Annotated in this window: 29 protein-coding genes; 21 read left to right on the forward strand and 8 right to left on the reverse strand. The window is 69.6% G+C overall.

The window, feature by feature from the left end:
* The first annotated feature begins 17 nt into the window (after positions 1 to 17).
* The 7 genes from EDF69_RS14565 (at position 18) to EDF69_RS14595 (ending at position 5142) form a co-directional block, all read left to right on the forward strand.
* Positions 18 to 1157: a cellulase family glycosylhydrolase gene (locus EDF69_RS14565; RefSeq protein WP_132884277.1), complete on the forward strand. Its 1140-nt coding sequence runs from the start codon at positions 18 to 20 to the stop codon at positions 1155 to 1157.
* Positions 1158 to 1306: 149 nt separating this feature from the next.
* The gene (locus EDF69_RS14570) at positions 1307 to 2032 is read left to right on the forward strand and encodes a hypothetical protein (RefSeq protein WP_132884278.1); all 726 of its coding nucleotides are present in this window, start codon (positions 1307 to 1309) and stop codon (positions 2030 to 2032) included.
* 60 nt (positions 2033 to 2092) lie between these two features.
* Positions 2093 to 2470 carry a fluoride efflux transporter CrcB gene (gene crcB / locus EDF69_RS14575; RefSeq protein WP_132884279.1) on the forward strand — a complete coding sequence of 126 codons (378 nt, stop codon included), beginning with the start codon at positions 2093 to 2095 and terminating at the stop codon, positions 2468 to 2470.
* Complete coding sequence (locus EDF69_RS14580; protein ID WP_132884280.1) at positions 2467 to 3558, forward strand: RluA family pseudouridine synthase; 1092 nt, start codon at positions 2467 to 2469, stop codon at positions 3556 to 3558. Before crcB ends, EDF69_RS14580 begins: the two co-directional genes overlap by 4 nt.
* Positions 3555 to 4241 carry an HAD-IA family hydrolase gene (locus EDF69_RS14585; protein WP_132884281.1) on the forward strand — a complete coding sequence of 229 codons (687 nt, stop codon included), beginning with the start codon at positions 3555 to 3557 and terminating at the stop codon, positions 4239 to 4241. The genes EDF69_RS14580 and EDF69_RS14585 overlap by 4 nt, the downstream gene beginning before the upstream one ends.
* Positions 4211 to 4453, forward strand: a complete 243-nt coding sequence (locus EDF69_RS14590) for a hypothetical protein (protein WP_339538571.1) — start codon at positions 4211 to 4213, stop codon at positions 4451 to 4453. The genes EDF69_RS14585 and EDF69_RS14590 overlap by 31 nt, the downstream gene beginning before the upstream one ends.
* On the forward strand, positions 4450 to 5142 hold the full coding sequence (locus EDF69_RS14595) for an ATP12 family chaperone protein (RefSeq protein ID WP_132884282.1): 693 nt from the start codon (positions 4450 to 4452) through the stop codon (positions 5140 to 5142). The genes EDF69_RS14590 and EDF69_RS14595 overlap by 4 nt, the downstream gene beginning before the upstream one ends.
* Positions 5143 to 5255: 113 nt before the next feature.
* Here EDF69_RS14595 and EDF69_RS14600 read toward each other — a convergent pair whose 3' ends face one another.
* Positions 5256 to 6569 (reverse strand): MFS transporter, encoded by a 1314-nt coding sequence (locus EDF69_RS14600; protein ID WP_132884283.1) that lies wholly within the window; start codon positions 6567 to 6569, stop codon positions 5256 to 5258.
* Positions 6570 to 6651: 82 nt separating this feature from the next.
* On the reverse strand, positions 6652 to 7302 hold the full coding sequence (gene gmk, locus EDF69_RS14605; RefSeq protein WP_132884284.1) for a guanylate kinase: 651 nt from the start codon (positions 7300 to 7302) through the stop codon (positions 6652 to 6654).
* Between the two features lie 38 nt (positions 7303 to 7340).
* On the opposite strand from gmk, the gene EDF69_RS14610 reads away from it, so the two are divergent.
* Positions 7341 to 7928, forward strand: a complete 588-nt coding sequence (locus EDF69_RS14610) for a DUF2585 domain-containing protein (RefSeq protein WP_132884285.1) — start codon at positions 7341 to 7343, stop codon at positions 7926 to 7928.
* Between the two features lie 17 nt (positions 7929 to 7945).
* On the opposite strand, the gene EDF69_RS14615 is transcribed toward EDF69_RS14610, so the two are convergent.
* The 4 genes from EDF69_RS14615 to EDF69_RS14630 all read right to left on the reverse strand — a co-directional run bounded on the left by EDF69_RS14615 (position 7946) and on the right by EDF69_RS14630 (position 10517).
* A complete protein-coding gene (locus EDF69_RS14615; RefSeq protein WP_132884286.1) occupies positions 7946 to 8143 on the reverse strand; it encodes a hypothetical protein in 198 nt (65 codons plus the stop codon).
* A complete protein-coding gene (locus EDF69_RS14620; RefSeq protein ID WP_125959852.1) occupies positions 8140 to 8355 on the reverse strand; it encodes a hypothetical protein in 216 nt (71 codons plus the stop codon). Before EDF69_RS14620 ends, EDF69_RS14615 begins: the two co-directional genes overlap by 4 nt.
* A gap of 224 nt (positions 8356 to 8579) precedes the next feature.
* Positions 8580 to 9977: a class II fumarate hydratase gene (gene fumC, locus EDF69_RS14625; protein WP_132884287.1), complete on the reverse strand. Its 1398-nt coding sequence runs from the start codon at positions 9975 to 9977 to the stop codon at positions 8580 to 8582.
* 54 nt (positions 9978 to 10031) lie between these two features.
* Positions 10032 to 10517: an SspB family protein gene (locus EDF69_RS14630; RefSeq protein WP_132884288.1), complete on the reverse strand. Its 486-nt coding sequence runs from the start codon at positions 10515 to 10517 to the stop codon at positions 10032 to 10034.
* An 80-nt stretch (positions 10518 to 10597) separates the two neighbouring features.
* On the opposite strand from EDF69_RS14630, the gene hisB reads away from it, so the two are divergent.
* The 9 genes from hisB to EDF69_RS14675 all read left to right on the forward strand — a co-directional run bounded on the left by hisB (position 10598) and on the right by EDF69_RS14675 (position 16427).
* The gene (hisB, locus tag EDF69_RS14635) at positions 10598 to 11185 is read left to right on the forward strand and encodes an imidazoleglycerol-phosphate dehydratase HisB (RefSeq protein ID WP_132884289.1); all 588 of its coding nucleotides are present in this window, start codon (positions 10598 to 10600) and stop codon (positions 11183 to 11185) included.
* Positions 11182 to 11493, forward strand: a complete 312-nt coding sequence (locus tag EDF69_RS14640; protein ID WP_132884290.1) for a YciI family protein — start codon at positions 11182 to 11184, stop codon at positions 11491 to 11493. Before hisB ends, EDF69_RS14640 begins: the two co-directional genes overlap by 4 nt.
* Positions 11490 to 12092, forward strand: coding sequence for an imidazole glycerol phosphate synthase subunit HisH (hisH, locus tag EDF69_RS14645; RefSeq protein ID WP_132884291.1), 603 nt, complete (start codon positions 11490 to 11492; stop codon positions 12090 to 12092). The genes EDF69_RS14640 and hisH overlap by 4 nt, the downstream gene beginning before the upstream one ends.
* Positions 12080 to 12817 carry a 1-(5-phosphoribosyl)-5-[(5-phosphoribosylamino)methylideneamino]imidazole-4-carboxamide isomerase gene (hisA, locus tag EDF69_RS14650; protein ID WP_132884292.1) on the forward strand — a complete coding sequence of 246 codons (738 nt, stop codon included), beginning with the start codon at positions 12080 to 12082 and terminating at the stop codon, positions 12815 to 12817. The genes hisH and hisA overlap by 13 nt, the downstream gene beginning before the upstream one ends.
* On the forward strand, positions 12814 to 13581 hold the full coding sequence (hisF, locus tag EDF69_RS14655; protein ID WP_132884293.1) for an imidazole glycerol phosphate synthase subunit HisF: 768 nt from the start codon (positions 12814 to 12816) through the stop codon (positions 13579 to 13581). The genes hisA and hisF overlap by 4 nt, the downstream gene beginning before the upstream one ends.
* A gap of 284 nt (positions 13582 to 13865) precedes the next feature.
* Positions 13866 to 14018 carry a hypothetical protein gene (locus EDF69_RS14660; RefSeq protein ID WP_239434562.1) on the forward strand — a complete coding sequence of 51 codons (153 nt, stop codon included), beginning with the start codon at positions 13866 to 13868 and terminating at the stop codon, positions 14016 to 14018.
* Positions 14019 to 14049: 31 nt separating this feature from the next.
* Positions 14050 to 14373: a phosphoribosyl-ATP diphosphatase gene (locus EDF69_RS14665; protein ID WP_132884295.1), complete on the forward strand. Its 324-nt coding sequence runs from the start codon at positions 14050 to 14052 to the stop codon at positions 14371 to 14373.
* Between the two features lie 17 nt (positions 14374 to 14390).
* A complete protein-coding gene (locus EDF69_RS14670; protein WP_132884296.1) occupies positions 14391 to 14768 on the forward strand; it encodes a histidine triad nucleotide-binding protein in 378 nt (125 codons plus the stop codon).
* A gap of 105 nt (positions 14769 to 14873) precedes the next feature.
* Entirely contained in the window at positions 14874 to 16427 is a 1554-nt protein-coding gene (locus EDF69_RS14675) for an amino acid permease (protein ID WP_132884297.1), read from the forward strand.
* A gap of 74 nt (positions 16428 to 16501) precedes the next feature.
* Here the strand turns inward: EDF69_RS14675 and EDF69_RS14680 are convergent, their stop codons facing one another.
* Positions 16502 to 17500: an adenosine kinase gene (locus EDF69_RS14680; RefSeq protein WP_125959863.1), complete on the reverse strand. Its 999-nt coding sequence runs from the start codon at positions 17498 to 17500 to the stop codon at positions 16502 to 16504.
* Between the two features lie 103 nt (positions 17501 to 17603).
* On the opposite strand from EDF69_RS14680, the gene EDF69_RS14685 reads away from it, so the two are divergent.
* Together EDF69_RS14685 and EDF69_RS14690 are read left to right on the forward strand one after the other, a co-directional pair.
* A complete protein-coding gene (locus EDF69_RS14685; protein WP_132884298.1) occupies positions 17604 to 18287 on the forward strand; it encodes an EI24 domain-containing protein in 684 nt (227 codons plus the stop codon).
* The gene (locus EDF69_RS14690; RefSeq protein WP_125959864.1) at positions 18284 to 18661 is read left to right on the forward strand and encodes a hypothetical protein; all 378 of its coding nucleotides are present in this window, start codon (positions 18284 to 18286) and stop codon (positions 18659 to 18661) included. The genes EDF69_RS14685 and EDF69_RS14690 overlap by 4 nt, the downstream gene beginning before the upstream one ends.
* Positions 18662 to 18669: 8 nt before the next feature.
* Here EDF69_RS14690 and queG read toward each other — a convergent pair whose 3' ends face one another.
* A complete protein-coding gene (queG, locus tag EDF69_RS14695; RefSeq protein ID WP_132884299.1) occupies positions 18670 to 19788 on the reverse strand; it encodes a tRNA epoxyqueuosine(34) reductase QueG in 1119 nt (372 codons plus the stop codon).
* A 121-nt stretch (positions 19789 to 19909) separates the two neighbouring features.
* Between queG and EDF69_RS14700 the strand changes: the two genes are divergently transcribed.
* Complete coding sequence (locus EDF69_RS14700) at positions 19910 to 20851, forward strand: ABC transporter ATP-binding protein (RefSeq protein ID WP_132884300.1); 942 nt, start codon at positions 19910 to 19912, stop codon at positions 20849 to 20851.
* Positions 20848 to 22077, forward strand: coding sequence for an ABC transporter permease (locus tag EDF69_RS14705; RefSeq protein WP_132884301.1), 1230 nt, complete (start codon positions 20848 to 20850; stop codon positions 22075 to 22077). Before EDF69_RS14700 ends, EDF69_RS14705 begins: the two co-directional genes overlap by 4 nt.
* Positions 22078 to 22090 lie beyond the last annotated feature (13 nt).

Consider the following 22090-nt stretch of genomic DNA (forward strand, 5'->3'; position numbering starts at 1 on the left):
CCTCAGGAGCCCCGAACATGACTCGTTTCCTGCTGCTCGCCGGCGCCGCCTTTGCCACGATCACCGCTTCGCTACCGGCCGACGCACGCGACCTCTGGACCCCGACCCAGGCCAAGAGCTGGTACGGCAAGCAGCCGTGGATGGTGGGCGCCAACTACACCAACCGCGGCGCGATCAACCAGTTCGAGATGTGGCAGCCAGAGACCTTCAACCCGCAGCAGATCGACCAGGAACTCGGCTGGGCCCAGGACATGGGCATGAACGTCATGCGCGTCTACCTCCACAACATGCTGTGGGAGAATGACGCGGCGGGCCTCAAGCAGCGGATGGACCAGTTCCTGCAGATCGCGGACAAGCACAAGATCCGCGTCCTGTTCGTGCTGTTCGACAGCTGCTGGGATCCCAACCCGGTGGCAGGGCCGCAGCGCCCGCCGATCCCCGGCGTCCACAACTCCGGCTGGATGCAGGCGCCGGGCGCCGCGCGGCTCGCGGACGCCAGCCAGTACGACAAGCTTGAAGGCTATGTGAAGGATGTCGTCGGCACCTTCGCAAACGACAAGCGCGTGCTCGGCTGGGACGTGTGGAACGAGCCCAACAACGAAGGCGGCGGCGGCGGCTCCTACAAGCCTACCCCGAACAAGACCGCGCTGGTCGCGGGGCTGCTGGGCCGCGTGTTCGACTGGGCGCGCAGCGTCGACCCCACCCAGCCGCTCACCAGCGGCGTCTGGATCGGCGAACATTGGGACAAGGCCGAGACGCTGGACGCGGTCGAGCGCATCCAGCTCAGCCAGTCCGACATCAACAGCTTCCACGACTATAACTGGCCGGAACAGTGGGAAACCCGCGCAAAGCAGGTGTTGAGCTATGGCCGCCCCGTCTTCTGCACCGAATATATGGCGCGCGGGAACGGATCGACGTTCGACGGGTCGCTGCCGCTCGGCAAGAAGTACGACATCGCGATGTTCAACTGGGGCTTCGTCGACGGCAAGACCCAGACCCGCATGCCGTGGGACAGCTGGAAGAAGCCCTACACCTATGAGGAGCCGACCGTCTGGTTCCACGAGGTGCTGCGCGCGGACGGCACTCCGTATCGCAAGGCGGAGGTCGACCTGATCAAGCGCCTCACCACCGAAGCGAACGGCACCCGCCGCCGCTGACTCTCGAAGGGCCGGGTCCGCACACGCGGCCCGGCCTTTTCGTTATTCCTCTCGCCCGGCCTCCATTCCTGCACCGCATCGGGACTCCCCGCCTGATTGACCGCAGAACATGGTTTACACCAGCTTCGTCTTGTTTGACCCTCTCGCCAATGTCCGTCGTGTGGGAGAGCCCGATGCGCCGACTGCCGTCCTTCGCCGCTGCCCTTTCGCTGCTCGCGCTCGCAGGCTGTGACCGGACCGATCCCGGCGCCGACAACGTCGCTGCGCTGGACGCGGAACTGACTGGGGACGACCAGGCGGCCGCCGCACTCGGCAATCGCATCCTCGTGGATCCCAGGCGGCTCTCTGGCACGAACCAGGGAAGCGCAAAGGCGGGGGCCGGGCCCCGCCCCGGTACGTCGGCGAACCCCGCCACGGAGCGGTTGCTGGCAGCGCCCCCAGCCAAGCGTGCCGGCTCCTGCCCCGAGTGCGACGCCGCGCGCCGCGCCGTCACCCTCGCTGCATCGTCCCGGCGCGAGAGGACGGCGCCGGTCGAGTGCACGCGCAGCCTCACCTACGCGACCGACTGGGCAAAGCGGCTGCCGCCCGACCTGCCGCTCCACCCGCAAGCGACGCTCACCGAGGCAGCGGGCAGCCAGGTGTCCGGCTGCCAGTTCCGCGTGGTCAGCTTCACGGTCGAGGCGCCGCTCGGGCAGCTCGTCGACTGGTACTACACCCGCGCCACCCGCGCCGGCTATGCGAGCGGCCACCAGCTCGACGGCAACGAGCATGTGCTCGCCGGCAGCCGCGGGCGCGACGGCGGCGTCTATGTGCTGTTCCTCGCCCCCGACGGCCCCCGCACCAACATCGACATGGTGCTGAACAAGGGCGTTTGAAGCGTTCCCAGCACCACGCGCCTGTTCAGCCGCGCGCCGATGCGCTAGGCGCAGCCGATCATGGGCAATCTTTTAATCGTCATGCTCGGCGGCGCAGTCGGCGCCGGGCTGCGCCATCTGTTCGGGCGCGCCGCGCTCGTCCTCTTCGGCCCCGGCTGGCCGTGGGGGACGCTCGGCGTCAACCTGATCGGCGGTTTCGCCATGGGCCTGCTGGTCGCGGTGCTCGCGCGCGGCGCGCTGGGCGGTGAGACCGGGCGGCTTCTGCTCGGCGTCGGCGTGCTCGGCGGCTTCACCACCTTTTCGGCCTTTTCGCTCGATGCGGCGCTGATGATCGAGCGCGGCGAACTCGCCTCGGCGCTCGCCTATGTCGCCGCCTCGGTCGCCGGCGCGATCCTCGCGCTGTTCGCCGGCCTCTCGCTTGGAAGGATCGCCGCATGAGCGACACGCCCAACGCCGTCCGCCAGTTCACCGTCGGTGCCGACGACGACGGCGTCCGCCTCGATCGCTGGTTCAAGCGGCACCTGCCCGACGTCAGCTTCAACACCGTGTCGCGCTGGGCGCGGACCGGCCAGCTGCGCGTCGACGGCGCCCGCGCGACGCCCGGCGACCGGGTGGCCGAGGGCCAGCAGATCCGCGTCCCCCCGCCCGAGCCGGAAAAGGCCCCGCGTTCAAAGGCCCAGCGCCCGCCGCTCGCGCCGGAGCAGGTCGAACTCGCCCAGTCGATGGTCATCCACCGCGACGCGCAGGCGATCGTGCTCAACAAGCCGCCCGGCCTCGCGACGCAAGGCGGCACCAAGACGCACGACCATGTCGACGGATTGCTCGACGCGCTTCAGTTCGACGCGGAAGGCCGGCCCAAGCTCGTCCACCGCCTCGACAAGGACACGTCGGGCGCGCTGCTGCTTGCCCGCACGTCGCGTGCCGCCGCCTTCTTCTCGAAGCATTTCTCCGGCCGCTCGGCGCGCAAGACCTATTGGGCGCTGGTGATCGGCGTGCCCGACATCGACGACGGCATGATCGACCTGCCGCTTGCCAAGCAGCCCGGCAGCGGCGGCGAGAAGATGCACGTGGACGAGGAAGCGGGCCAGCCCGCCCGCTCGCGCTACCGCGTGATCGAGCGCGTCGGCAATCGCGCCGCCTGGGTGGAGCTGCAGCCCTATACCGGCCGTACCCACCAGCTGCGCGTCCACATGAGCGCGATCGGCCACCCGATCGTCGGCGACGGCAAGTACGGCGGCGCAGCGGCGTTCCTGACCGGGGGCGTCAGCCGCAAGATGCACCTCCACGCCCGCCGCATCCGCATCGATCATCCCGATGGCGGCAAGATCGACGTGACGGCCGAACTGCCGCAGCACTTCGCCGAGAGCATCGAGCTGCTGGGCTTCGACATGGCGCTCGGCAATGCGCTGGCGGAGGAAACGCCCCCGCCCCCCAGCCGCGCGGTGGAAAAGGCCAAGGCCAAGGCGCATGCCAAGACCGTCCGCAAGGAGCGCCGCGGCGAGCGTCGCAGCCGGGGACGCGGATGACGCGACTCGCGGTATTCGACTGCGACGGCACGCTGGTCGACAGCCAGGCGAACATCTGCCGCGCGATGGAGCTGGCCTTCGGTTCCGCGCAGCTGCCGCTGCCGGACCGCGCCGCGATCCGCCGCATCGTCGGCCTGAGCCTGGTCGAGGCCGTCGCCCGACTCGCCCCAGACGTGGAACCGGCGCTGCACGCGTCCGTCGCGGAGGACTATAAGCGCCATTTCCGCGCGATGCGGACCGACGGCGGCCTCGCCGACGAGCCGCTGTTCGACGGCGTCCGTGTGGCGATCGAACGGCTCCTCGCAGACGGCTGGCTGCTGGGCGTCGCCACCGGAAAGTCCGATCGCGGGCTCGCACTGATCCTCGAGCATCATGGCTTTTCCGACCATTTCGTCACGCTCCAGACGGCCGACCGCCACCCGTCCAAGCCGCATCCTTCCATGCTGGAGCTGGCGATGACGGAGGCGGGTGCCGATCCGGAGAACACCGTGATGATCGGCGACACCAGCTTCGACATCGCCATGGCCGCCGCCGCCGGGGTGCACCCGATCGGCGTCGCCTGGGGCTATCACACGGTCGCCGAGCTCACCGCCGCCGGCGCGCGCCACGTCCTCGACCATGCCTCGGCACTTCCGGCGCTGGCCGACACGCTGTGCCCCCTGCCCGTCGCGATGCGCGCATGAGCGCCGATCCCGCCCGCAATCGCTGGCTGGTGCTCGTGCTGGTCCGCATCGTCGCCTCGGCCGGCGCGGTGCTGGGGCTCATGCTGCTGACGCGCGCGGCCGAATGGCCGCCCAAGCTGCTGGGTGTCGCGATCGTGCTGTGCGCGCTGTACGTGATGGCGGTGGTGCCCCGCGCCCTGGCACACCGCTGGAGGACCCCGCCCAAGCCATGAAGCGCTTCTGGAAAACCGTCACGATCGAGCCCACCGACGCCGGCCTCGGCATTGCCCTCGACGGGCGCCCCGTCCGCACGCCCGGTCGCGTCCCGCTGGCGCTCCCGACGCCCGCGCTTGCTCAGGCGGTGGCGGACGAATGGAGCGCGGTCGCGGACCGGCTCGATCCGCGCGCGATGCCGCTCACCGGCCTCGCCAACGCCGCGATCGACCGGATCGCCCCCGATCCCGCCGCTTTCGCGGCCGGCCTGGCCGCCTATGGCGAGAGCGACCTGCTCTGCTACCGCGCCGAGGATCCCGAGCCGCTGGTCGCGCGCCAGCAAGCCGCCTGGGACCCCGTGCTCGCCTGGGCCCGCCAGCGCTACGACGTGACCTTCGCGATCACCGCCGGCGTGATGCACGTCGTCCAGCCCCCCGCCACCGTCGCGCGACTCGCCGAGGCTACGGCCGCTCGCGACGCCTTCGCGCTCGCCGGCCTCTCGCCGATCGTCACCGTCACCGGCTCGCTGGTGCTGGCACTTGCGCTCTCCGAACGCGCCTTCGATGCCGAGACGGTGTGGAACGCCGCCCATGTCGACGAGGACTGGCAGGTCGAACGCTGGGGCGAGGATCCGCTCGCGACCGAAGCGCGCCTGATCCGCCGCCGCGACTATGACGCCGCCGTTCAGTTCCTGGACGCGCTTCGGTAGGACCACCGCCCCGCCGTATCCCCGCGCAGGCGGGGATCCGGGGTGCATCAGAACAACGGTCGGCAGCTCCCGGAACCCTGAGCTCCCGCATGCGCGGGAGCACGGAAGGCCCCTCAATCCTCCTGGATCAGGCTCCGGTGGCGCGTGTCCCGCATGCGCAGGTACACGATCAGCGACACCCCGATCATCGCCGTCACATACCAGTAGAAGCCGCGCTCCCACCCGGCATCCTTGAAGCTCAGCGCGACATATTCCGCCGTCCCGCCGAACAGCGTGTTGGCGAGCGCATAGGGCAGCGCCACGCCCAGCGCGCGGATGTGCGAGGGAAACAGCTCCGCCTTCACCACCGCGTTGATCGAGGTGTAGCCGGTGACGATGATCAGCGCCGCCATCACCAGCAGCCCCGCAGTGAACACGTCCTTGGTCTGCTCCAGCGCGCTGAAAATCGGGTAGGTGAACAACACACCCGCCACGCCGAACGCGACCATCAGCGGCTTGCGCCCGATCCGGTCCGAAAGCGCGCCGGCGATCGGCTGCAGGCACATGAACACGAACAATGTGACGCCGTTGATCTGGCTCGCCGCCTCCTTCGAGAAGCCGGACGTGTTCACCAGGAACTTCTGCATGTAGATCGAATAGGCGTAGAAGGCGAGCGTACCGCCGGCGGTCAGCAGCATCACCAGCGCCGTCTCACGCGGGTGATGGCGCACCAGCTGGAGGAAGCCGGACTTGGGCGCGCCGGTCGCCTTGGCGTTCTTGTAGCTCTCCGTCTCGGCCAGGCCCCGGCGCAGGCGGAACACCACCAGCGCCAGCATCGCCCCGATCACGAACGGGATGCGCCATCCCCATTGCTCCAGGTCGCGCGTATCCATCACCGCCTGGAGGACCAGCAGCACCAGGATCGCGAGCAGCTGGCCCGAGATCAGCGTGACATATTGGAAGCTGGAGAAGAACCCGCGCCGGTCCTGCCCGGCCATTTCCGAGAGATAGGTGGCGCTCGCGCCATATTCGCCGCCCACCGACAGGCCCTGCATCAGCCGGGCCAGCACCAGCAGCGCCGGCGCCGCGATCCCGATCGTCTCATATCCGGGCGTGCAGGCGATGATGAGGGAGCCCAGGCACATCAGCGTGACCGACAGTGTCAGCCCCGCCTTGCGCCCCTGCCGGTCGGCATAGATGCCCATCACCCAGGCGCCGATCGGCCGCATCACGAAGCCGACCGCGAACACCGCCGCCGCGCTCAGCAGCTGCGCCGTCTGGTCCTCGCTCGGGAAGAAGTGCGGCGCGAAATAGAGGGTGAAGGCCGAATAGACGTACCAGTCGAACCACTCGACCATGTTGCCGGTCGATCCGCCGATGATCGACTTGAGGCGCGATCCGACACCGGAGCCGGCGGAGGCCGGCGCAGGCGAGCTTGCGGAGGACATAGGCTGTGGCTTCCGTGGTCTGATGGCAGGCATCGTCCGCGAGGACGCCACCAGAACGCCGGCACCGAAGCGGACGTTCCGCTCAGGCCATCAGCTTGCGGATGAACCCGATCACGCCCGTCTGGCGGGAACGCTTCAGGCGCTCGGCCGCCAGGATCGTCTGCACCTTGCGGAAGCAGGCCTCGACGTCGTCGTTGACCAGGACATAGTCATAGCCGTCCCAGTGGCTCACCTCGGCCGCGGCGCGTGCCATGCGGGCGTCGATGATCTCGATCGCGTCGGTGTTGCGGTTGAGCAGGCGCTGGCGCAGCTCGGCCATCGACGGGGGCAGGATGAACACGCGCACCACGTCGCCGCCGGCAATCTGGAACAGCTGCTGTGCGCCCTGCCAGTCGATGTCGAACAGCACGTCCTTGCCGGCCGCAAGCATCGCCTCGACCGGCGCGCGTGGCGTGCCATAGCGCTGGCCGAACACATGCGCCCATTCCAGGAACTCATGCTCGGTCGCCATGCGCCGGAATTCTTCCAGGTCGACGAAGTGATAGTCCTTGCCCTCGACCTCGCCCGGCCGCGACGCGCGGGTTGTGGCCGACACCGACATCGACAATCCCGGCTCGTCGGCGAGCAGCTTGCGCGCGATGGTGGACTTTCCCGCCCCGGAGGGCGAGGAGAGGACAAACAACACGCCACGGCGCTTGAAGCCGTGCGGATCGGACTCTGGCGGCAGTTCCATGCGCGCTAGTGGCGCGAGGAGGAGCGATACGTCAAGGCATGGCGACCACCTTCCCTACCCGTACTCCGTCCCATTCTGCCCGCTGGTGGTGGGCGACGCTGGCCATCGTCTCGCTCGCAGCGCTGGTGCTGCTGGCGATGGGTCGCACCCCGATCTGCACCTGCGGTACGGTGAAGCTCTGGCACGGCACCGTCCAATCGGCGGAAAACAGCCAGCACCTTGCCGACTGGTACAGCCTCAGCCACGTCGTGCACGGGCTGATCTTCTATGGTCTCGGCTGGCTGGTCCTGCGCCGCCAGCCGTGGCAGCTGCGCCTGGCGTTCGCGACCCTTGTCGAGGCGGCGTGGGAAATATTGGAGAACTCACCGATCATCATCGATCGCTATCGCGCGGTGACGATCGCGCTCGGCTATGAAGGCGACAGCGTCGTCAATTCGGTCGCCGACATCGGCTGGATGGTGGTGGGACTCGCCGTTGCGCGTCGGCTGCCGCCCTGGGCGACCATTGCTCTGGGGATCGCGCTGGAGCTCGTCGCCCTCGCCGCGATCCGCGACAACCTGACGCTCAACGTCTGGATGCTGCTCGCGCCCAACGACGCGGTCCGCAGCTGGCAGGCGGGGGCCTGAACCCCCGCCGCGGCCTCTTAGTAGCCCCGACGCGCCTTGCGCCGGTCGTACGCCTTCTTGGCGGCATAGCCACCGCCCAGCACCAGGCCAAGCGGCCCCATCCGCCGCAGCGCGCCGCCAACCATATAGCCGAACGCCGCGCCCTTGACGCCGCCGCTGCCGTCGCGCCGGTCGAGCTCGCGCCCGACCAGCATCCCTACGATCCGTCCGATCACGCCGTCTTCTCCCGCTGGAACAGTTGTTCGCGCAGTTGCTCGGCGCCGCGCAGCACCGCCCAACCCACCGCATAGGTGACCACCACCGGCACCACCAGCTTCAGCACATTCGCCGTTACCGCACCGATGATCGCGCCGTCCGCGGCGCCATCGTCACCGCTCATGCTGTCGATCGCGCCGCCGATCAGCGCGCCTACCGTCGTCGTACCCATGCAAACCTCGCTTTCGTGTCGGGAGGTAAGCGCGGGAACGGCGCGAGGGTTCCGGAGGCGGCCTACTGCTCGCCCCCTCCCCGTTCGTCTCGAGTAGGGATCGAGCTTGTCGAGAGCCCGTATCGAGAGAGCCGCGCGCGCTGCCCTCTCGATACGCCGTCTCGACAAGCTCGACGGCTACTCGAGGCAAACGGAGTAGAGAAAATGCAGGTCCTACCCGGCCCTTACCGCCCGACCATCGTCTCCGGCTTCACATACTGGTCGAACGTCGCCTCATCGACCAGCCCCAGCGCCAGCCCGCTTTCCTTGAGCGTCAGCCCCTTCTCGTGCGCGTTCTTGGCGATCTTGGCCGCGTTGTCGTACCCGATCACCGGTGCCAGCGCGGTCACCAGCATCAGCGAGCGGCCGACTAGGTCGGCGATCTGCTGCTCGTTCGCCACCGTCCCGTCGACGCACCGCTCGGCGAAACTCGTCATGCCGGTGGCGAGCAGGTGGATCGATCGCAGCACGTTCGCGCCGATCAGCGGCATGAACACGTTCAGCTCGAAATGCCCCTGCATGCCGCCGACGGTCACCGCCTGGTGATTGCCGATCACCTGCGCCGCTACCATCGTCAGCGACTCGGCCTGGGTCGGGTTGACCTTGCCCGGCATGATCGAGCTGCCCGGCTCGTTGGCCGGCAGCGACAGCTCGCCCAGCCCCGAACGCGGGCCAGAGCCCAGGAAGCGGATGTCGTTGGCGATCTTGTTGAGCGCCACCGCCAGCGTGTTGAGCGCGCCCGAGAAGAAGACGAGTCCGTCCTTGGCCGCCAGCTGCTCGAACTTGTTGGGCGCGCTTTCGAACTGCGTGCCGGCGATGTCGCTGATCGCCGCCGTCATGTCCTCGGCCCAGCCCTCGGGCGCGTTCAATCCGGTGCCGACGGCAGTGCCGCCGATCGCGAGCTTGCGGATGTTGCCGTTGAGCGCACCCTCGATCCGCGCCTTGCAGCTCACCAGCTGCGCGGCATAGCCCGAGAACTCCTGCCCCAGCGTCAGCGGCGTCGCGTCCTGGGTGTGGGTGCGGCCGATCTTGACGATATGGTCCCAGGCCTCGGCCTTGGCGGCGAGCGAGGCGGTCAGCTGGTCGAGTGCCGGCAGCAGCGCATCGCGCGTGGCGATCGCGGTGGCAACGTGCAGCGCGGTCGGGAAGCTGTCGTTGGACGACTGGCTCATGTTGACGTGGTCGTTCGGGTGGACCGGCGACTTGCCGCCGCGGGTGCCGCTCAGCACCTCGTTGGCGCGGCCGGCGATCACCTCGTTCACGTTCATGTTGGTCTGGGTGCCGCTGCCGGTCTGCCAGATCACCAACGGGAACTGGTCGTCGAGCTTGCCCGCGACGATCTCCTGCGCCGCCGCCTCGATCGCGTCGACGATCTTCGCGTCCAGGCCGTGCTTGCGGTTCACCCGCGCTGCCGCCTGCTTCACGATCGCCTGGGCATGGACGATGCCGATCGGCATGCGCTCCGTCGATCCGAACGGGAAGTTCTCGATCGATCGCTGGGTCTGGGCGCCCCAATAGGCGGTTGCGGGGACCTCGATCGCGCCGATCGAGTCGGTTTCGGTGCGCGTGCTGTCGGTGCTCATGGTCCGACAACGCTGGGAGCGGCCGGCTTGTTGCACCGGCCGCGCACCGACGGCTTACTTCTTGCGCTTGAAGTCCACGGCGACGACGTTCGACCCGTCCTCGACCGGCTTTGCCTGCGGGCCGTCGTTCTCGGCCGGATCGTGCGGCTCGGGGCCGCCGTCCGGGCCTTCGGCCGCCTGGAAGCGCAGCTCGAAATTGACCGCCGGGTCGTGGAAACCGGTGATCGCCGAGAAGGGGATGATCAGCGTCGACGGGATCTGGTTGAAGCTCAGCCCGACCGAGAATCGCGATGCATCCACCGTCAGGTCCCAGAAGCGGTGCTGGATGACGATCGTCATCTCGTCCGGGAAGCGCTCGACCAGCCGCTTGGGGATATCGACGCCGGCGGCCTGGGTCTTGAAGGTGATGTAGAAATGGTGCTCGCCCGGCAGGCCGCCGTTGGAGGCGACTTGCCCCAGCACGCGGCCGACGACGGCGCGCAGGGCATCCTGCACGATCTCGTCATAAGGGATCAGGCTGTCGGGCACTTGAGCGTTCATGCGCCTTGGGTAGCGGGGTTTCGGGTGCGGTCAAGATTCGTTGCGTTGCTTGCGCGACGGGCGGCGCTATGGGGACGATCATGCGCACTGGCACCATCACCCGCTCGACCAGCGAAACCTCGATCGAGGTGACCGTCAACCTGGACGGGACCGGCGTCTATCACGTCCAGACCGGGGTCGGCTTCTTCGACCACATGCTGGAGCAGCTGTCGCGGCATTCGCTGATCGACCTGACCGTCCGAACGAAGGGCGATCTGCACATCGATGCGCACCACACGGTCGAGGATACCGGCATTGCCATCGGCCAGGCGTTCGCCCAGGCGCTCGGCGACAAGCGCGGCATCCGCCGCTACGGCGAGGCGCTGTCGCCGATGGACGAGACGCTGACCCGAGTCGCGCTCGACATCTCCGGCCGCCCCTGGCTGGTGTGGAAGTCGCGCTTCACCCAGGCGCAGCTCGGCACGATGGATACCGAGATGTTCGAGCATTTCTGCCACAGCTTCGCGCAGGCGGCCGGCATCACGCTCCACGTCGAGACGCTCTACGGCACCAACAACCACCACATCGCCGAAAGCATCTTCAAGGGGCTCGCGCGCGCGCTTCGCACCGCGACCGAGATCGACCCGCGCAAGGCCGATGCCGTGCCGTCGACCAAGGGTGTCCTGTGAGCGTCGCCCGCCCCAACCAGCCGCTCAGCCTCGCGCTGCTCACCTATGTAAAGCCGATCGCGGAGATCGACGCGCTGCGCCCGCGCCACCTGGAGTGGATCAGCGCGCGTATCGACGCGGGCGAGGTGCTGCTTGCCGGCCGCCGCGCGTCGGCGACGGGCGGCGTGATGCTGTACCGGGGTGAGGCGGAGGCCGTGGAGGCGATCGCCCGCACCGATCCCTACATCACCGAGGGTGCCGCCACGCTGGAAGTCGTCGGCTTCACCGCCGCCATCGCGAGCGCCGAGATCGGCGCGCTGCTCGCATGACGCTGGCGCTGATCGACTATGGCGCGGGCAACCTCCACTCGGTCGCCAATGCGCTCAAAGCCGCCGGCGTCGCCGACATGGCGATCACCGCCGATGCGGAGGTGGTGCGCCGCGCCGACCGCATCGTCCTGCCGGGCGTCGGCGCCTTTCGCGCCTGCATCGACGGGCTCGCCGCCTTACCGGGCATGATCGAGGCGATGGAGGAGCGCGCGCTGCACGGCGGTGTGCCGTTCCTGGGCGTGTGCGTCGGCATGCAGCTGATGGCGAGCGAGGGCGAGGAGTTCGGCACCCACGCCGGCCTCGGCTGGCTCCCCGGCACCGTCCGCAAGCTGGAAGCGTCGCCGGAAGCACGCGTCCCGCACATGGGCTGGAACGACGTGGTGCCTCTGGGCGAGCACCCGATCGTCCATCCCGGCGAGGCCTATTTCCTGCACAGCTATGCCTTCGAGGGCGACGGCGTCCTCGCCACCACCACCCATGGGCAGCCGGTGACCGCGGCGATCGGCCGCGACAATCTGCTCGGCGTCCAGTTCCACCCCGAAAAGAGCCAGCGCTACGGCATCGCGCTGCTGGAGAGATTCCTCGCATGGCAACCGTGACCGACCGGCTGATCGTCTTCCCCGCGATCGATCTCAAGGGCGGCCAGGTCGTCCGGCTAGCCGAAGGCGACATGGACCGCGCCACCGTCTACGGCGACGATCCCGCCGCGCAGGCCCGCGCCTTTGCCGATGCCGGCGCCGACCATCTCCACGTCGTCGACCTGGACGGCGCCTTTGCCGGTGACTCGGTCAACGGCGATGCGGTCGCGAGCGTCGTGCGCGCCTTCCCCGGCCGCGTGCAGCTGGGCGGCGGCATCCGCACCCGCGCCGCGATCGACCGCTGGCTGGACCTCGGCGTCGCCCGCGTCGTCATCGGCACCGCCGCGCTGGAGAACCCGGATCTCGTCCGAGGCGCCGCCCGCGACCTCCCCGGCCGTATTGTCGTGGCAGTGGATGCGCGGGACGGACTCGTCGCGACCCGCGGCTGGGCCGACGTGTCGACCGTCACCGTCGCCGACCTCGCCCGCCGCTTCGAGGACGCCGGTGTCGCCGCGCTGCTCTTCACCGACGTCGGTCGCGACGGGCTGCTCAAGGGCTGCAACGTCGCCGCCACCGCCGCGCTCGCGGCCGAAGCCGGCATCCCGGTGATCGCCAGCGGCGGCGTTGCCGGCATCGACGATATTCACCAGCTGCGCGGCAAGCCCGGCATCGAGGGCGTCATCACCGGCCGCGCGCTTTACGACGGCCGCCTCGACCTCGCCGAGGCGCTGCGGGTCGCCGCATGAGCGTCCGCGTCCGCATCATCCCCTGCCTCGACGTCCACGCCGGGCGGGTGGTCAAGGGCGTCAACTTCGTCGACCTGCGCGACGCCGGCGACCCGGTCGAACAGGCCCGCGCCTATGACCTCGCCGGTGCCGACGAGCTCTGCTTCCTCGACATCGGCGCCAGCCACGAGGGCCGCGACACCATCGTCGAAGTGGTCCGCCGCACCGCCGAGGTGTGCTTCATGCCGCTGACGGTGGGCGGCGGCGTTCGCTCGGCCGCCGACGCCCGCGCGCTGCTGCTCGCCGGCGCGGACAAGGTCGCGGTCAATTCCGCCGCCGTCGCCCGGCCGGAAGTGGTGGCCGAGATCGCCGACCGGTTCGGCAGCCAGTGCGTCACCGCCTCGATCGACGCGCGCCAGGTCGAGCCCGGCCGCTGGGAAGTCTTCACCCACGGCGGCCGTCGCGCAACCGGCATCGACGCGCTGGAGCACGCCGCCCGCCTGGCCGATCTCGGTGCGGGCGAGCTGCTGGTGACCTCGATGGACCGCGACGGCACCCGCGACGGCTACGACCTCGCCCTCACCCGCGCGATCGCGGACGCGAGCGACGTGCCGGTGGTGGCGTCCGGCGGCGTCGGCAAGCTGGACGACCTGGTCGCCGGCGTGGTCGAAGGCCATGCGAGCGCCGTGCTCGCCGCCTCGATCTTCCACTTCGGCGAAGCCAGCATCGCCGGCGCGCGGGCGGCCCTTGCCGCTGCCGGCGTTGCCGTGCGCGGGACGCACTAGTCCCGCTTCGAGCGCGCATACCCCGATGCGGGCGCCCGCGAGTCCCGCAACGTGCCCCACATCCGTATCCCCGCGCAGGCGGGGATCCAGGGTCCAGCAGAGCAACGGCTGTCAGCGCGTGGCACCCTGGGCTCCTGCCTTCGCAGGAGCACGGCAGATGTGCCGCGAACGGTACATCGTACCCGGGCGAAGGTCGGGGTACGGGAAAGAAGTCGGAGGCCCTTCAGCTCCGCCCCACCCTCCTCTAGAACGCAACCATGCGCTTCACCCCGCTCCTCCTCCTCATGCCCCTGCCCGCCCTCGCTGCCCACACCGGCGTCGCGGCAGAGCGCACCGGCTTCGCGCCATCCGACGTGGCGCTGTTCCTGGTCGCCGCCGCCGGCCTCTGGATCGCGCGCCGCGCCCTGCGCGCGCGTCGCAGGCCGCCGCGGGATTGACTTGGGCGCGGCGCACGGGAAAGCGGGCGCGATGGCAGACACCGACCCGCTCGACCAGCTCCAGGCCGTGATCCGCACCCGTCTGGGCGGCGATCCTGCGACCTCCTATGTCGCCAAGCTCCACAGCCGCGGCCGCGCCAAGATCGCCCAGAAGGTTGGCGAGGAGGCGGTGGAGACGGTGATCGCGGCCATCGCCGACGATCGCGAGGGACTGGTGTCCGAGTCCGCCGACCTCCTCTTCCACCTGCTGGTGCTGCTCGCCGAGGCCGGCCTGTCGCTCGACGACGTGCGCGCCGAACTCCACCGGCGCGAAGGGCTGTCGGGCATTGCCGAAAAGGCCGCCCGCCCCCGCTGACGCGCAAAGGACCTTCCATGCCGATCGACGCCACGCTTCCCTACGACGACAGCAACATCTTCGCGCGGATCCTGCGCGGCGAGATCCCGGCCAAGCGCGTCTACGAGGACGACTACGCCCTCGCCTTCCACGACATCGCGCCGCAGGCGCCCACCCATGTGCTGGTGATCCCCAAGGGCGCCTATGTCTCGTGGGACGATTTCAGTGCCCGCGCACCCGATGCCGAGATCGCCGGCTTCGTCCGCGCGGTCGGCCATGTCGCGCGCGAGCACGGGCTGGTGGCGCCTGGCTACCGCCTGCTCGCCAACGTCGGCGGCCACGGCGGGCAGGAAGTGCCGCACCTCCACGTTCATCTGTTCGGCGGCCAGCCGCTCGGGCCGATGCTGGCGCGTTGAGCAAGCCCCTGCGCCACCACAGGGATTCGCCTTGCGCGCACTGGATTTAGCTTTACGCTCCACACTTTCGCGGCTGCGAAACGAACCGGTTCAGGGGAAAACCGCATGATCTTCGGGCGCGTCAAACCACTCGACGCCATTCTAGCGACTGCCGAGAAAAAGTCGCTCCATCGCTCGCTCGGCGCGCTGCAGCTCACGCTGCTCGGCGTCGGCGCCATCATCGGCACGGGTATCTTCGTGCTCACCGCAGAGGCCGCGCAGAAGGCCGGGCCCGGCATGATGATCTCCTTCGTCATCGCCGGCGCGGTCTGCGCCGTCGCCGCACTCTGCTATTCCGAGCTCGCCTCGATGGTGCCGGTCTCCGGCTCCGCCTACACCTACACCTATGCCGTGATGGGCGAATTGCTCGCCTGGATGGTCGGCTGGGCGCTGATCCTCGAATATGCGGTGGCGGCCTCGGCCGTGTCGGTCGGCTGGTCCGGCTATTTCGTCGGCCAGCTGGGGGGCTGGTTCGGCATCACCCTGCCGCAAGAGATCATCGCCGGCCCCTATGCTGGCGGCATCATCAACCTGCCCGCGGTCGTGATCGCGCTGCTGATCACCGGCCTCCTGGTCGTCGGCACCAGCGAGAGCGCAAAGGTCAATGCGGTGCTGGTCGCGATCAAGGTGACGGCGCTCACCGCCTTCATCATCCTCTCGCTTCCCGTCATGCAGATGGAGAACTTCGAGCCGTTCATGCCGCAGGGCTGGGGCGATGGCTCGGGCGCAGGCGTGATCGGCGCCGCCGCCTCGATCTTCTTCGCCTATGTGGGCTTCGACGCGGTTTCCACCGCGGCCGAGGAGACCAAGAACCCGCAGCGCAACGTGCCGATCGGCCTGATCGGCAGCCTCGCGATCTGCACCGTCTTCTACATGCTGGTGGCCGCCGGCGCGATCGGCTCGCCGATCGGTTCGCAGCCGGTGACCGGCGCCGACGGCAGCTGGCTGGCTCCGGGCTCGACCGAGCTTGCCCAGCGCTGCGCCGCGATCAGCGCGGCTGCTGCCGAGCCGCTGTCCTGCTCCAAGGAAGCGCTCGCCCACGTCCTGCGCCAGATCGGCTACCTCAACGTCGGCAACCTGATCGGCCTCGCCGCCTTCCTGGCACTGCCGTCGGTGATCCTGGTCATGATCTATGGCCAGACGCGCATGTTCTTCGTGATGGCCCGCGACGGCCTCCTTCCGGAGAAGCTGTCGACGATCCACCCGAAGTGGAAGACGCCGCACGTCATCACCATCATCACCGGCCTGGGCGTCACCTTCGCAGCCGCCTTCCTGCCGGTCGGCAAGCTCGCCGACATCGCCAATGCCGGCACGCTGTTCGCCTTCTTCATGGTGGCGATCGCGGTGATGCGCCTGCGCAAGACGGAGCCGACCCGCCGCCGCCCGTTCCGGGCTCCGCTGCTCTTCGTGGTGGCGCCGCTCACCATGATCGGCTGCGTGGTGCTCTACTGGTTCCTGCCGCCGGATGCGAAGCTGGTGCTGCCGGGCTGGGGCGCGATCGGCCTGGTGCTCTACTTCGCCTATGGCTTCCGCAAGAGCCATCTGGGCCGCGGGTTGGTCGATGTGCCCGAGCACACCGCCTATGAGGAGGTCGACCCTCCCGTCCCCGGCACCCGCTGAGGCCAGAAACAAGAAGGGCCGGAGGATCGCTCCTCCGGCCCTTTCTTTTTGCCTCTGCGACGGGAGCCGCTGGATCAGCCGAGCTTGTCGGCGATCAGCTTCTTCAGGTCCACGTTCGGGCGCGCGCCATAGTGGGAGATGATCTCCGCCGCGCAGATCGCGCCCATGCGGAGCGAGTCCGTGACGCTGCGGCCCTGTGCCTGGCCATGGAGGAAGCCCGCGGCGAACAGGTCGCCCGCACCGGTCGTGTCGACCACCGCCGCAACCGGCTCGGCCGGCACCGCGACCCGCTCGCCGTCCACGATCGCGATCGCGCCGCGCTCGCTGCGCGTCACCACCAGGGTCGGCACCTGCGGCGCGACCTTGGCGACGGCATTCTCGAAGTCGTCGCCCTGGGCAAGCGCCAGCAGTTCGTTCTCGTTCGCGAACAGGATGTCGATCATGCCCTCGGCCAGCAGCGTGCGGAAATCGTCGCCGTGGCGCGAGATGCAGAACACGTCCGACAGGGTGAAGGCGACCTTGCGGCCGGCCCCACGCGCAACCTCGATCGCGGCGCGCATCGCCTGGCGCGGCTCCTCCGGATCCCAGAGATAGCCCTCCAGGTACAGGATCGCCGCATCCGCGATCATCTGCCGGTCGAGCGCCGCCTCGGGCAGGAACTGCGAGGCGCCCAGGAAGGTGTTCATCGTGCGCTGGCCGTCCGGCGTCACGAAGATCAGGCAGCGCGCCGTGGTCGGGTCGCCCGCCCGCGCCGCGGTGTCGAAGCGGATGCCGACCGCCTGCACGTCGTGCGCGAACACCTTGCCGAGCTGGTCGTCGGCGACCTGGCCGATGAAGCCGCACTTGCCGCCCAGCGCCGCGATGCCCGCGACGGTGTTTGCCGCCGATCCGCCCGAAACCTCGCGGCCCGGCCCCATCTTGGCATAAAGCGCATCGGCCTCGGCCGGCGAAAACACCAGCTGCATCGAGCCTTTGTTCATGCCTTCTGCTTCCAGGAACGAATCTTCGGCCTGGGCGAGAATGTCGACGATCGCGTTGCCGATCGCGACAACGTCGTAGGTGGGTTCGGTCAAGTGAGTCTCCAATGCGGGATCCGCAAACGCCCTCGCGGTAAAGAGCGGCGTGCGTGCGTGCAACCGCGTTGACGCCGGCGCACGCGCCCCCCATTCCCGCGCCATGATCCGCGCCCTCCTCCTCTCCGTCGCCCAGCTCGGCGACCGGCGCATCCTGGCGGTGCTGGCGAAGTCGCTCGCGGTGACGCTGCTGCTGTTCCTGGTCGTGGCGGCGCTGTTCGCATTCGGCGCCCGCGCGCTGGTGCGGGACGGCCTCCACTGGGGAACCGGCGTCGGCGACCTCGCGGCCGCAGCGGCGGCGATCGCGACCATTGGTCTGGGCTGGCTGCTGTTCCGCGCCGTCGCCATCGCCGTGACCGGCATCTTTGCGGACGACGTCGTCGCCGCAGTCGAGGCACGCCACTATCCCGCCGCGCTCGCAAGTGCCCGGCCGGTGCCGTTCGCGCGCGGCGCCGCGATGGGGATAGGATCGGCCGGACGGGTGATCGGCGTGAACCTGCTGCTCGCGCCGCTCTATCTCCTGCTACTGGCGACCGGCGTGGGCACGGCCGTCGCCTTCTTCCTGGTCAACGGCTGGCTGCTCGGCCGCGACCTGGGGGACATGGTCGCCGCCCGGCACCTCCCCGCGCCGTCGATGCGGCAATGGCGGCGTACCACTGCCGGCGGGCGCCTGCTGCTGGGGTTCGCCGGCACCGGGCTGCTCCTGATCCCGTTCGTCAACTTCGTCGCGCCAGTGCTCGGCGCGGCCATGGCGACCCACTGGTTCCACGAAAGGCGAGGCAAATGAAGCGTTGGGCAGGACTGGCAGTGCTGGGCATGGGGCTGGGCGGCTGCGCGACGGGACCCAGCGTCGGGCCCGGCAACCTACCCCCGCCCCCGCCGAGCGCCAGCTACAGCGCCGTGGGACTGGAGCGGATCCTGGGTCAGCCGGCCAACGCGCTCACCAAGCTGTTCGGAAAGCCCGATGCCGAACTGACGGAGGGGGCCGGCCGCAAGATGCAGTTCGGCTCCGACATCTGCGTGCTCGACGCCTATCTCTACGCCCCAAAGGGCGGCGGCACGCCCGTCGTCACCTATGTCGACGCCCGCCAGCGTAACGGCGCCCCGATCGACCGAGCCAGCTGCGTCGCAGCCCTCGTCCGCCGCGAAGGCGGGCGCTAAGCGTCCGCTCAGCCGCCCCACTCCGCCCGGACATCCGCGTCCGCTTCCCCGGCCAGCCGCGCACCACGCTCGCCGGCAAAGCGCTCCGGATCCAGCCGCCCCAGCGCCCAGACCGCCGCCCCCCGCACCACCGGCGCCGGATCGTCCAGCAGCCGCGCGACGGGCGCCGCCAATCCCGGGTCGCCGCTGTTCCCCGCCGCCACCAGCACGTTGCGCACCATCCGGTCGCGCCCGATCCGCTTGATCGGCGATCCCGCGAACACCTGCCGGAAGCTCGGGTCGTCCAGCGCCATCAGCTCCGCGAGCCGCGGCGCCGCCAGTTCGGCGCGGGGCACGAACGCCTTGTTGGCCGCCGACGTCGCCGCAAACTTGTTCCACGGGCACACCGCCAGGCAGTCGTCGCAGCCATAGATGCGGTTGCCGATGCCGGGCCGCAGCGCCGCCGGGATCGGCCCCGCATGCTCGATCGTCAGATAGCTCACACACCGCCGCGCATCGAGCTGGTAGGGCGCGGGGAAGGCGTCGGTCGGGCACGCCCGCTGGCACGCGTCGCACGATCCGCAGCTTCCCCCCGGACGTGCGTCGGGTGCCAGCTCCAGCGTGGTATAGATCGCCCCCAGGAACAGCCAGCTGCCGTGCTCCCGGCTCAGGAGGTTGGTGTGCTTGCCCTGCCATCCGAGCCCCGCCGCCTCGGCGAGCGGTTTCTCCATGACCGGCGCGGTATCGACGAACACCTTGAGGTCGCATCCCGCTTCGTTCGCGAGCCAGCGGCCGAGCGCCTTCAGCGCCTTTTTCACCACGTCGTGGTAGTCGGCGCCCTGCGCATAGACCGAGATCCGCCCGCGATCTCCGACCTCCGCCAGCGCCAGCGGGTCCCGCGCCGGCGCATAGCTCATGCCGAGCGCGATCACCGATCGCACCTCCGGCCACAATCCCTGAGGCGAGCCGCGGTGGTGGGCGCGCTCCTCCATCCAGATCATGCTGCCGTGCCGGCCCGCCTCCAGCCACTCCCGCAGCCGGGCGGCCGTCTGCGGCGTGGCATCCGCGCGCGCAAAGCCGCAGGCCGCGAAACCGAGCTCCGCCGCCTTCTCTTGGATGCGCGATTCCAGGGACTTGTGCTGGTCCACGCCGCCCCGCTACCACGATGACGCGGCGCGCAGCACCCCTTGCGTGCGCCACGCGTTACGTCAGTGTGCAACAAGGGCAGCGCGTGGGGGGAATGACCTCGCCCGGCCGTACGGAGGTTGGATGGAGTCGAACGCTGCTGCCACGGGCCTGGCGCTGACTGCGAGTGGATTGGTCAAGCGGTTCGGCGGACGCCGCGTCGTCGACGGCATCGATCTTCAGGTACCGACCGGCGCCGTCTATGGCGTGCTCGGCCCCAATGGTGCTGGCAAGACGACGACGCTGCGCATGCTGCTCGGCATCATCGAGCCCGATGCCGGCCAACGTTGCCTGCTTGGGCACGACGCGCCGCGCGATGCCTCCGACCGGGTCGGCTATCTGCCCGAGGAGCGCGGGCTCTACCCGGGCATGAAGGCGCGCGAGGCGATCGCCTTCATGGGGGCGTTGCGCGGGCTCGACTGGGCGACGGGTCGCAAGCGTGCCGCCGTGATGATGGAGCGCGCGGGCCTGGGCGACTCGATCGACAGCAAGATCCGCAAGCTGTCCAAGGGCATGGCTCAGTTCGTGCAGCTGCTCGGCTCCGTCGTGCACGAGCCCGAGTTCCTGGTCCTCGACGAGCCCTTCTCCGGCCTCGACCCGGTCAACCAGGAGCGGCTCGAGGGGCTCGTCATGGCCGAGCGCGACCGCGGCGCCACCATTCTCTTTTCCACCCACGTCATGGCCCATGCCGAGCGGCTGTGCGACCGCCTTGCGATCATCGCCGGGGGCAAGCGCCGGTTCGAAGGCACCGTGGCGGAGGCGCGCGGCACGCTCCCGATGCGCGCCCATTATGTGCCCCATCACCCGGGCGACGGCATCGCTACGCTGCTGCCGCCGGATGCACAACGCGATCGCCAGGGCGACGGCTGGACCTTCTCGGTGCCCGACGAGGGCGTAGAGCAGACGCTCAGCCGCCTCATCGCCGGCGGCTTCGGCATCGCCGGCCTCTCGATCGAACGCCCGGGGCTCCACGACGCGTTCGTGCGCATCGTCGGCAAGGCTGCGGCCGAAGGAACTCCCGCATGAGCAATCTTGCCCGCATGCTGCGCCAGACGCTGACGGTCGCCCGCCGCGACTTCATCGCGACCGTGCTGACTCCCACCTTCCTGATCTTTCTGCTCGCACCCATGCTGTTCGCCAGCTTCGGCGCGCTCGGCAGCCTCGGCGCACGCGCAGTCGGCGAAAGCGGCGAGGACCGCGAGCGGCTCTACGCCATCGCCGCCCCGGCCGATGGCGCCCGCTTCCTGGCCGCCGATCGCCTCGCCCGCGGCTTTCTCTCGCAGGAGACGCTGCCGCCCGTGCTGGAGGTGGTGACCCCGGATGCCGACCCTGCGGCGCAGGCGCGCAAGCTCCTCGCCCAGCAGGACCGCGACGTGCCGGCGGTGCTCTATGGCGCGCCGGAGCAACCGCACATCGTCCACGGCAATGCCGTCTCGCGCGGTTCCAAATATCTCGCCATGCTGTCCGAACAGGTCGCGCGCGATGGCCGCGCCGGCCTCACCGGCCCCATCAGCCAGCCGCGCTTCGAGCAGGTGGCGCGCGAGACCAGCACCATCGGCGGCAAGAACACCGCGGCCGGCTTTGCCGTGATCGCGCTGTTCGCCGTCACGCTGATCCTCGCCAGCCAGGCGGTCGGCACCATGGCGGAGGAACGCTCCAACAAGGTGATCGAGGTGCTCGCCGCCGCCGTGCCGCTGGAGGCGGTGTTCCTCGGCAAGCTGATCGGTATGTTCGGGGTCGCGGTGTTGTTCGTGCTGTTCTGGGGCACGTTGATCGGCAATGTCGGCGCCCTCCTGCCGAGCAGCGAGGCGGCAACGCTTGCGGGTCTCGCGCCGGCGGTCGGGCTGCCGACGTTCGCGCTGCTGTTCGCCGTCTATTTCGCCGCCGCCTTTCTGCTGCTCGGCGCGGTGTTCCTCGGCATCGGTGCCCAGGCGTCCACGCCGCGCGAAATTCAGATGCTGTCGCTGCCGCTGACGCTGTTCCAGATGGGCATGTTCGCGCTGTCGCTCACCGCCGCCGGCAAGCCGCACAGCTGGATCGCCACCTTTGCGGAAGTCTTCCCCTTCAGTTCGCCCTTCGCGATGGCCGCGCGCGCGGCGAACCGCCCGGAGCTCTGGCCCCATCTGCTCGCGATCGGCTGGCAGGTCCTCTGGGTGGCGCTGACGATCACGATCGGCGCACGGCTGTTCCGCCGCGGCGTGCTGCAATCCGCCGGTCCCAAGTTCCGCTGGGCCACGCTCCTCCGCCGCTAAGTGATTGGGGCGG

Source organism: Sphingomonas sp. JUb134 (assembly GCF_004341505.2).
In the GTDB taxonomy this organism is placed as follows: Bacteria; Pseudomonadota; Alphaproteobacteria; order Sphingomonadales; family Sphingomonadaceae; genus Sphingomonas.

Coding starts and splice junctions, on each gene's coding strand:
- EDF69_RS14660 (WP_239434562.1), top strand. CDS start 13,866: ATGCCCCTGCCCGCCCTCGCTGCCCACACCGGCGTCGCGGCAGAGCGC.
- crcB (WP_132884279.1), top strand. CDS start 2,093: ATGGGCAATCTTTTAATCGTCATGCTCGGCGGCGCAGTCGGCGCCGGG.
- EDF69_RS14600 (WP_132884283.1), bottom strand. CDS start 6,569: ATGTCCTCCGCAAGCTCGCCTGCGCCGGCCTCCGCCGGCTCCGGTGTC.
- EDF69_RS14580 (WP_132884280.1), top strand. CDS start 2,467: ATGAGCGACACGCCCAACGCCGTCCGCCAGTTCACCGTCGGTGCCGAC.
- EDF69_RS14675 (WP_132884297.1), top strand. CDS start 14,874: ATGATCTTCGGGCGCGTCAAACCACTCGACGCCATTCTAGCGACTGCC.
- EDF69_RS14705 (WP_132884301.1), top strand. CDS start 20,848: ATGAGCAATCTTGCCCGCATGCTGCGCCAGACGCTGACGGTCGCCCGC.
- EDF69_RS14700 (WP_132884300.1), top strand. CDS start 19,910: ATGGAGTCGAACGCTGCTGCCACGGGCCTGGCGCTGACTGCGAGTGGA.
- EDF69_RS14690 (WP_125959864.1), top strand. CDS start 18,284: ATGAAGCGTTGGGCAGGACTGGCAGTGCTGGGCATGGGGCTGGGCGGC.
- EDF69_RS14570 (WP_132884278.1), top strand. CDS start 1,307: ATGTCCGTCGTGTGGGAGAGCCCGATGCGCCGACTGCCGTCCTTCGCC.
- EDF69_RS14670 (WP_132884296.1), top strand. CDS start 14,391: ATGCCGATCGACGCCACGCTTCCCTACGACGACAGCAACATCTTCGCG.
- EDF69_RS14685 (WP_132884298.1), top strand. CDS start 17,604: ATGATCCGCGCCCTCCTCCTCTCCGTCGCCCAGCTCGGCGACCGGCGC.
- fumC (WP_132884287.1), bottom strand. CDS start 9,977: ATGAGCACCGACAGCACGCGCACCGAAACCGACTCGATCGGCGCGATC.
- EDF69_RS14665 (WP_132884295.1), top strand. CDS start 14,050: ATGGCAGACACCGACCCGCTCGACCAGCTCCAGGCCGTGATCCGCACC.
- EDF69_RS14565 (WP_132884277.1), top strand. CDS start 18: ATGACTCGTTTCCTGCTGCTCGCCGGCGCCGCCTTTGCCACGATCACC.
- EDF69_RS14620 (WP_125959852.1), bottom strand. CDS start 8,355: ATGGGTACGACGACGGTAGGCGCGCTGATCGGCGGCGCGATCGACAGC.
- hisF (WP_132884293.1), top strand. CDS start 12,814: ATGAGCGTCCGCGTCCGCATCATCCCCTGCCTCGACGTCCACGCCGGG.
- EDF69_RS14630 (WP_132884288.1), bottom strand. CDS start 10,517: ATGAACGCTCAAGTGCCCGACAGCCTGATCCCTTATGACGAGATCGTG.
- hisH (WP_132884291.1), top strand. CDS start 11,490: ATGACGCTGGCGCTGATCGACTATGGCGCGGGCAACCTCCACTCGGTC.
- gmk (WP_132884284.1), bottom strand. CDS start 7,302: ATGGAACTGCCGCCAGAGTCCGATCCGCACGGCTTCAAGCGCCGTGGC.
- hisA (WP_132884292.1), top strand. CDS start 12,080: ATGGCAACCGTGACCGACCGGCTGATCGTCTTCCCCGCGATCGATCTC.
- EDF69_RS14595 (WP_132884282.1), top strand. CDS start 4,450: ATGAAGCGCTTCTGGAAAACCGTCACGATCGAGCCCACCGACGCCGGC.
- EDF69_RS14610 (WP_132884285.1), top strand. CDS start 7,341: ATGGCGACCACCTTCCCTACCCGTACTCCGTCCCATTCTGCCCGCTGG.
- hisB (WP_132884289.1), top strand. CDS start 10,598: ATGCGCACTGGCACCATCACCCGCTCGACCAGCGAAACCTCGATCGAG.
- EDF69_RS14585 (WP_132884281.1), top strand. CDS start 3,555: ATGACGCGACTCGCGGTATTCGACTGCGACGGCACGCTGGTCGACAGC.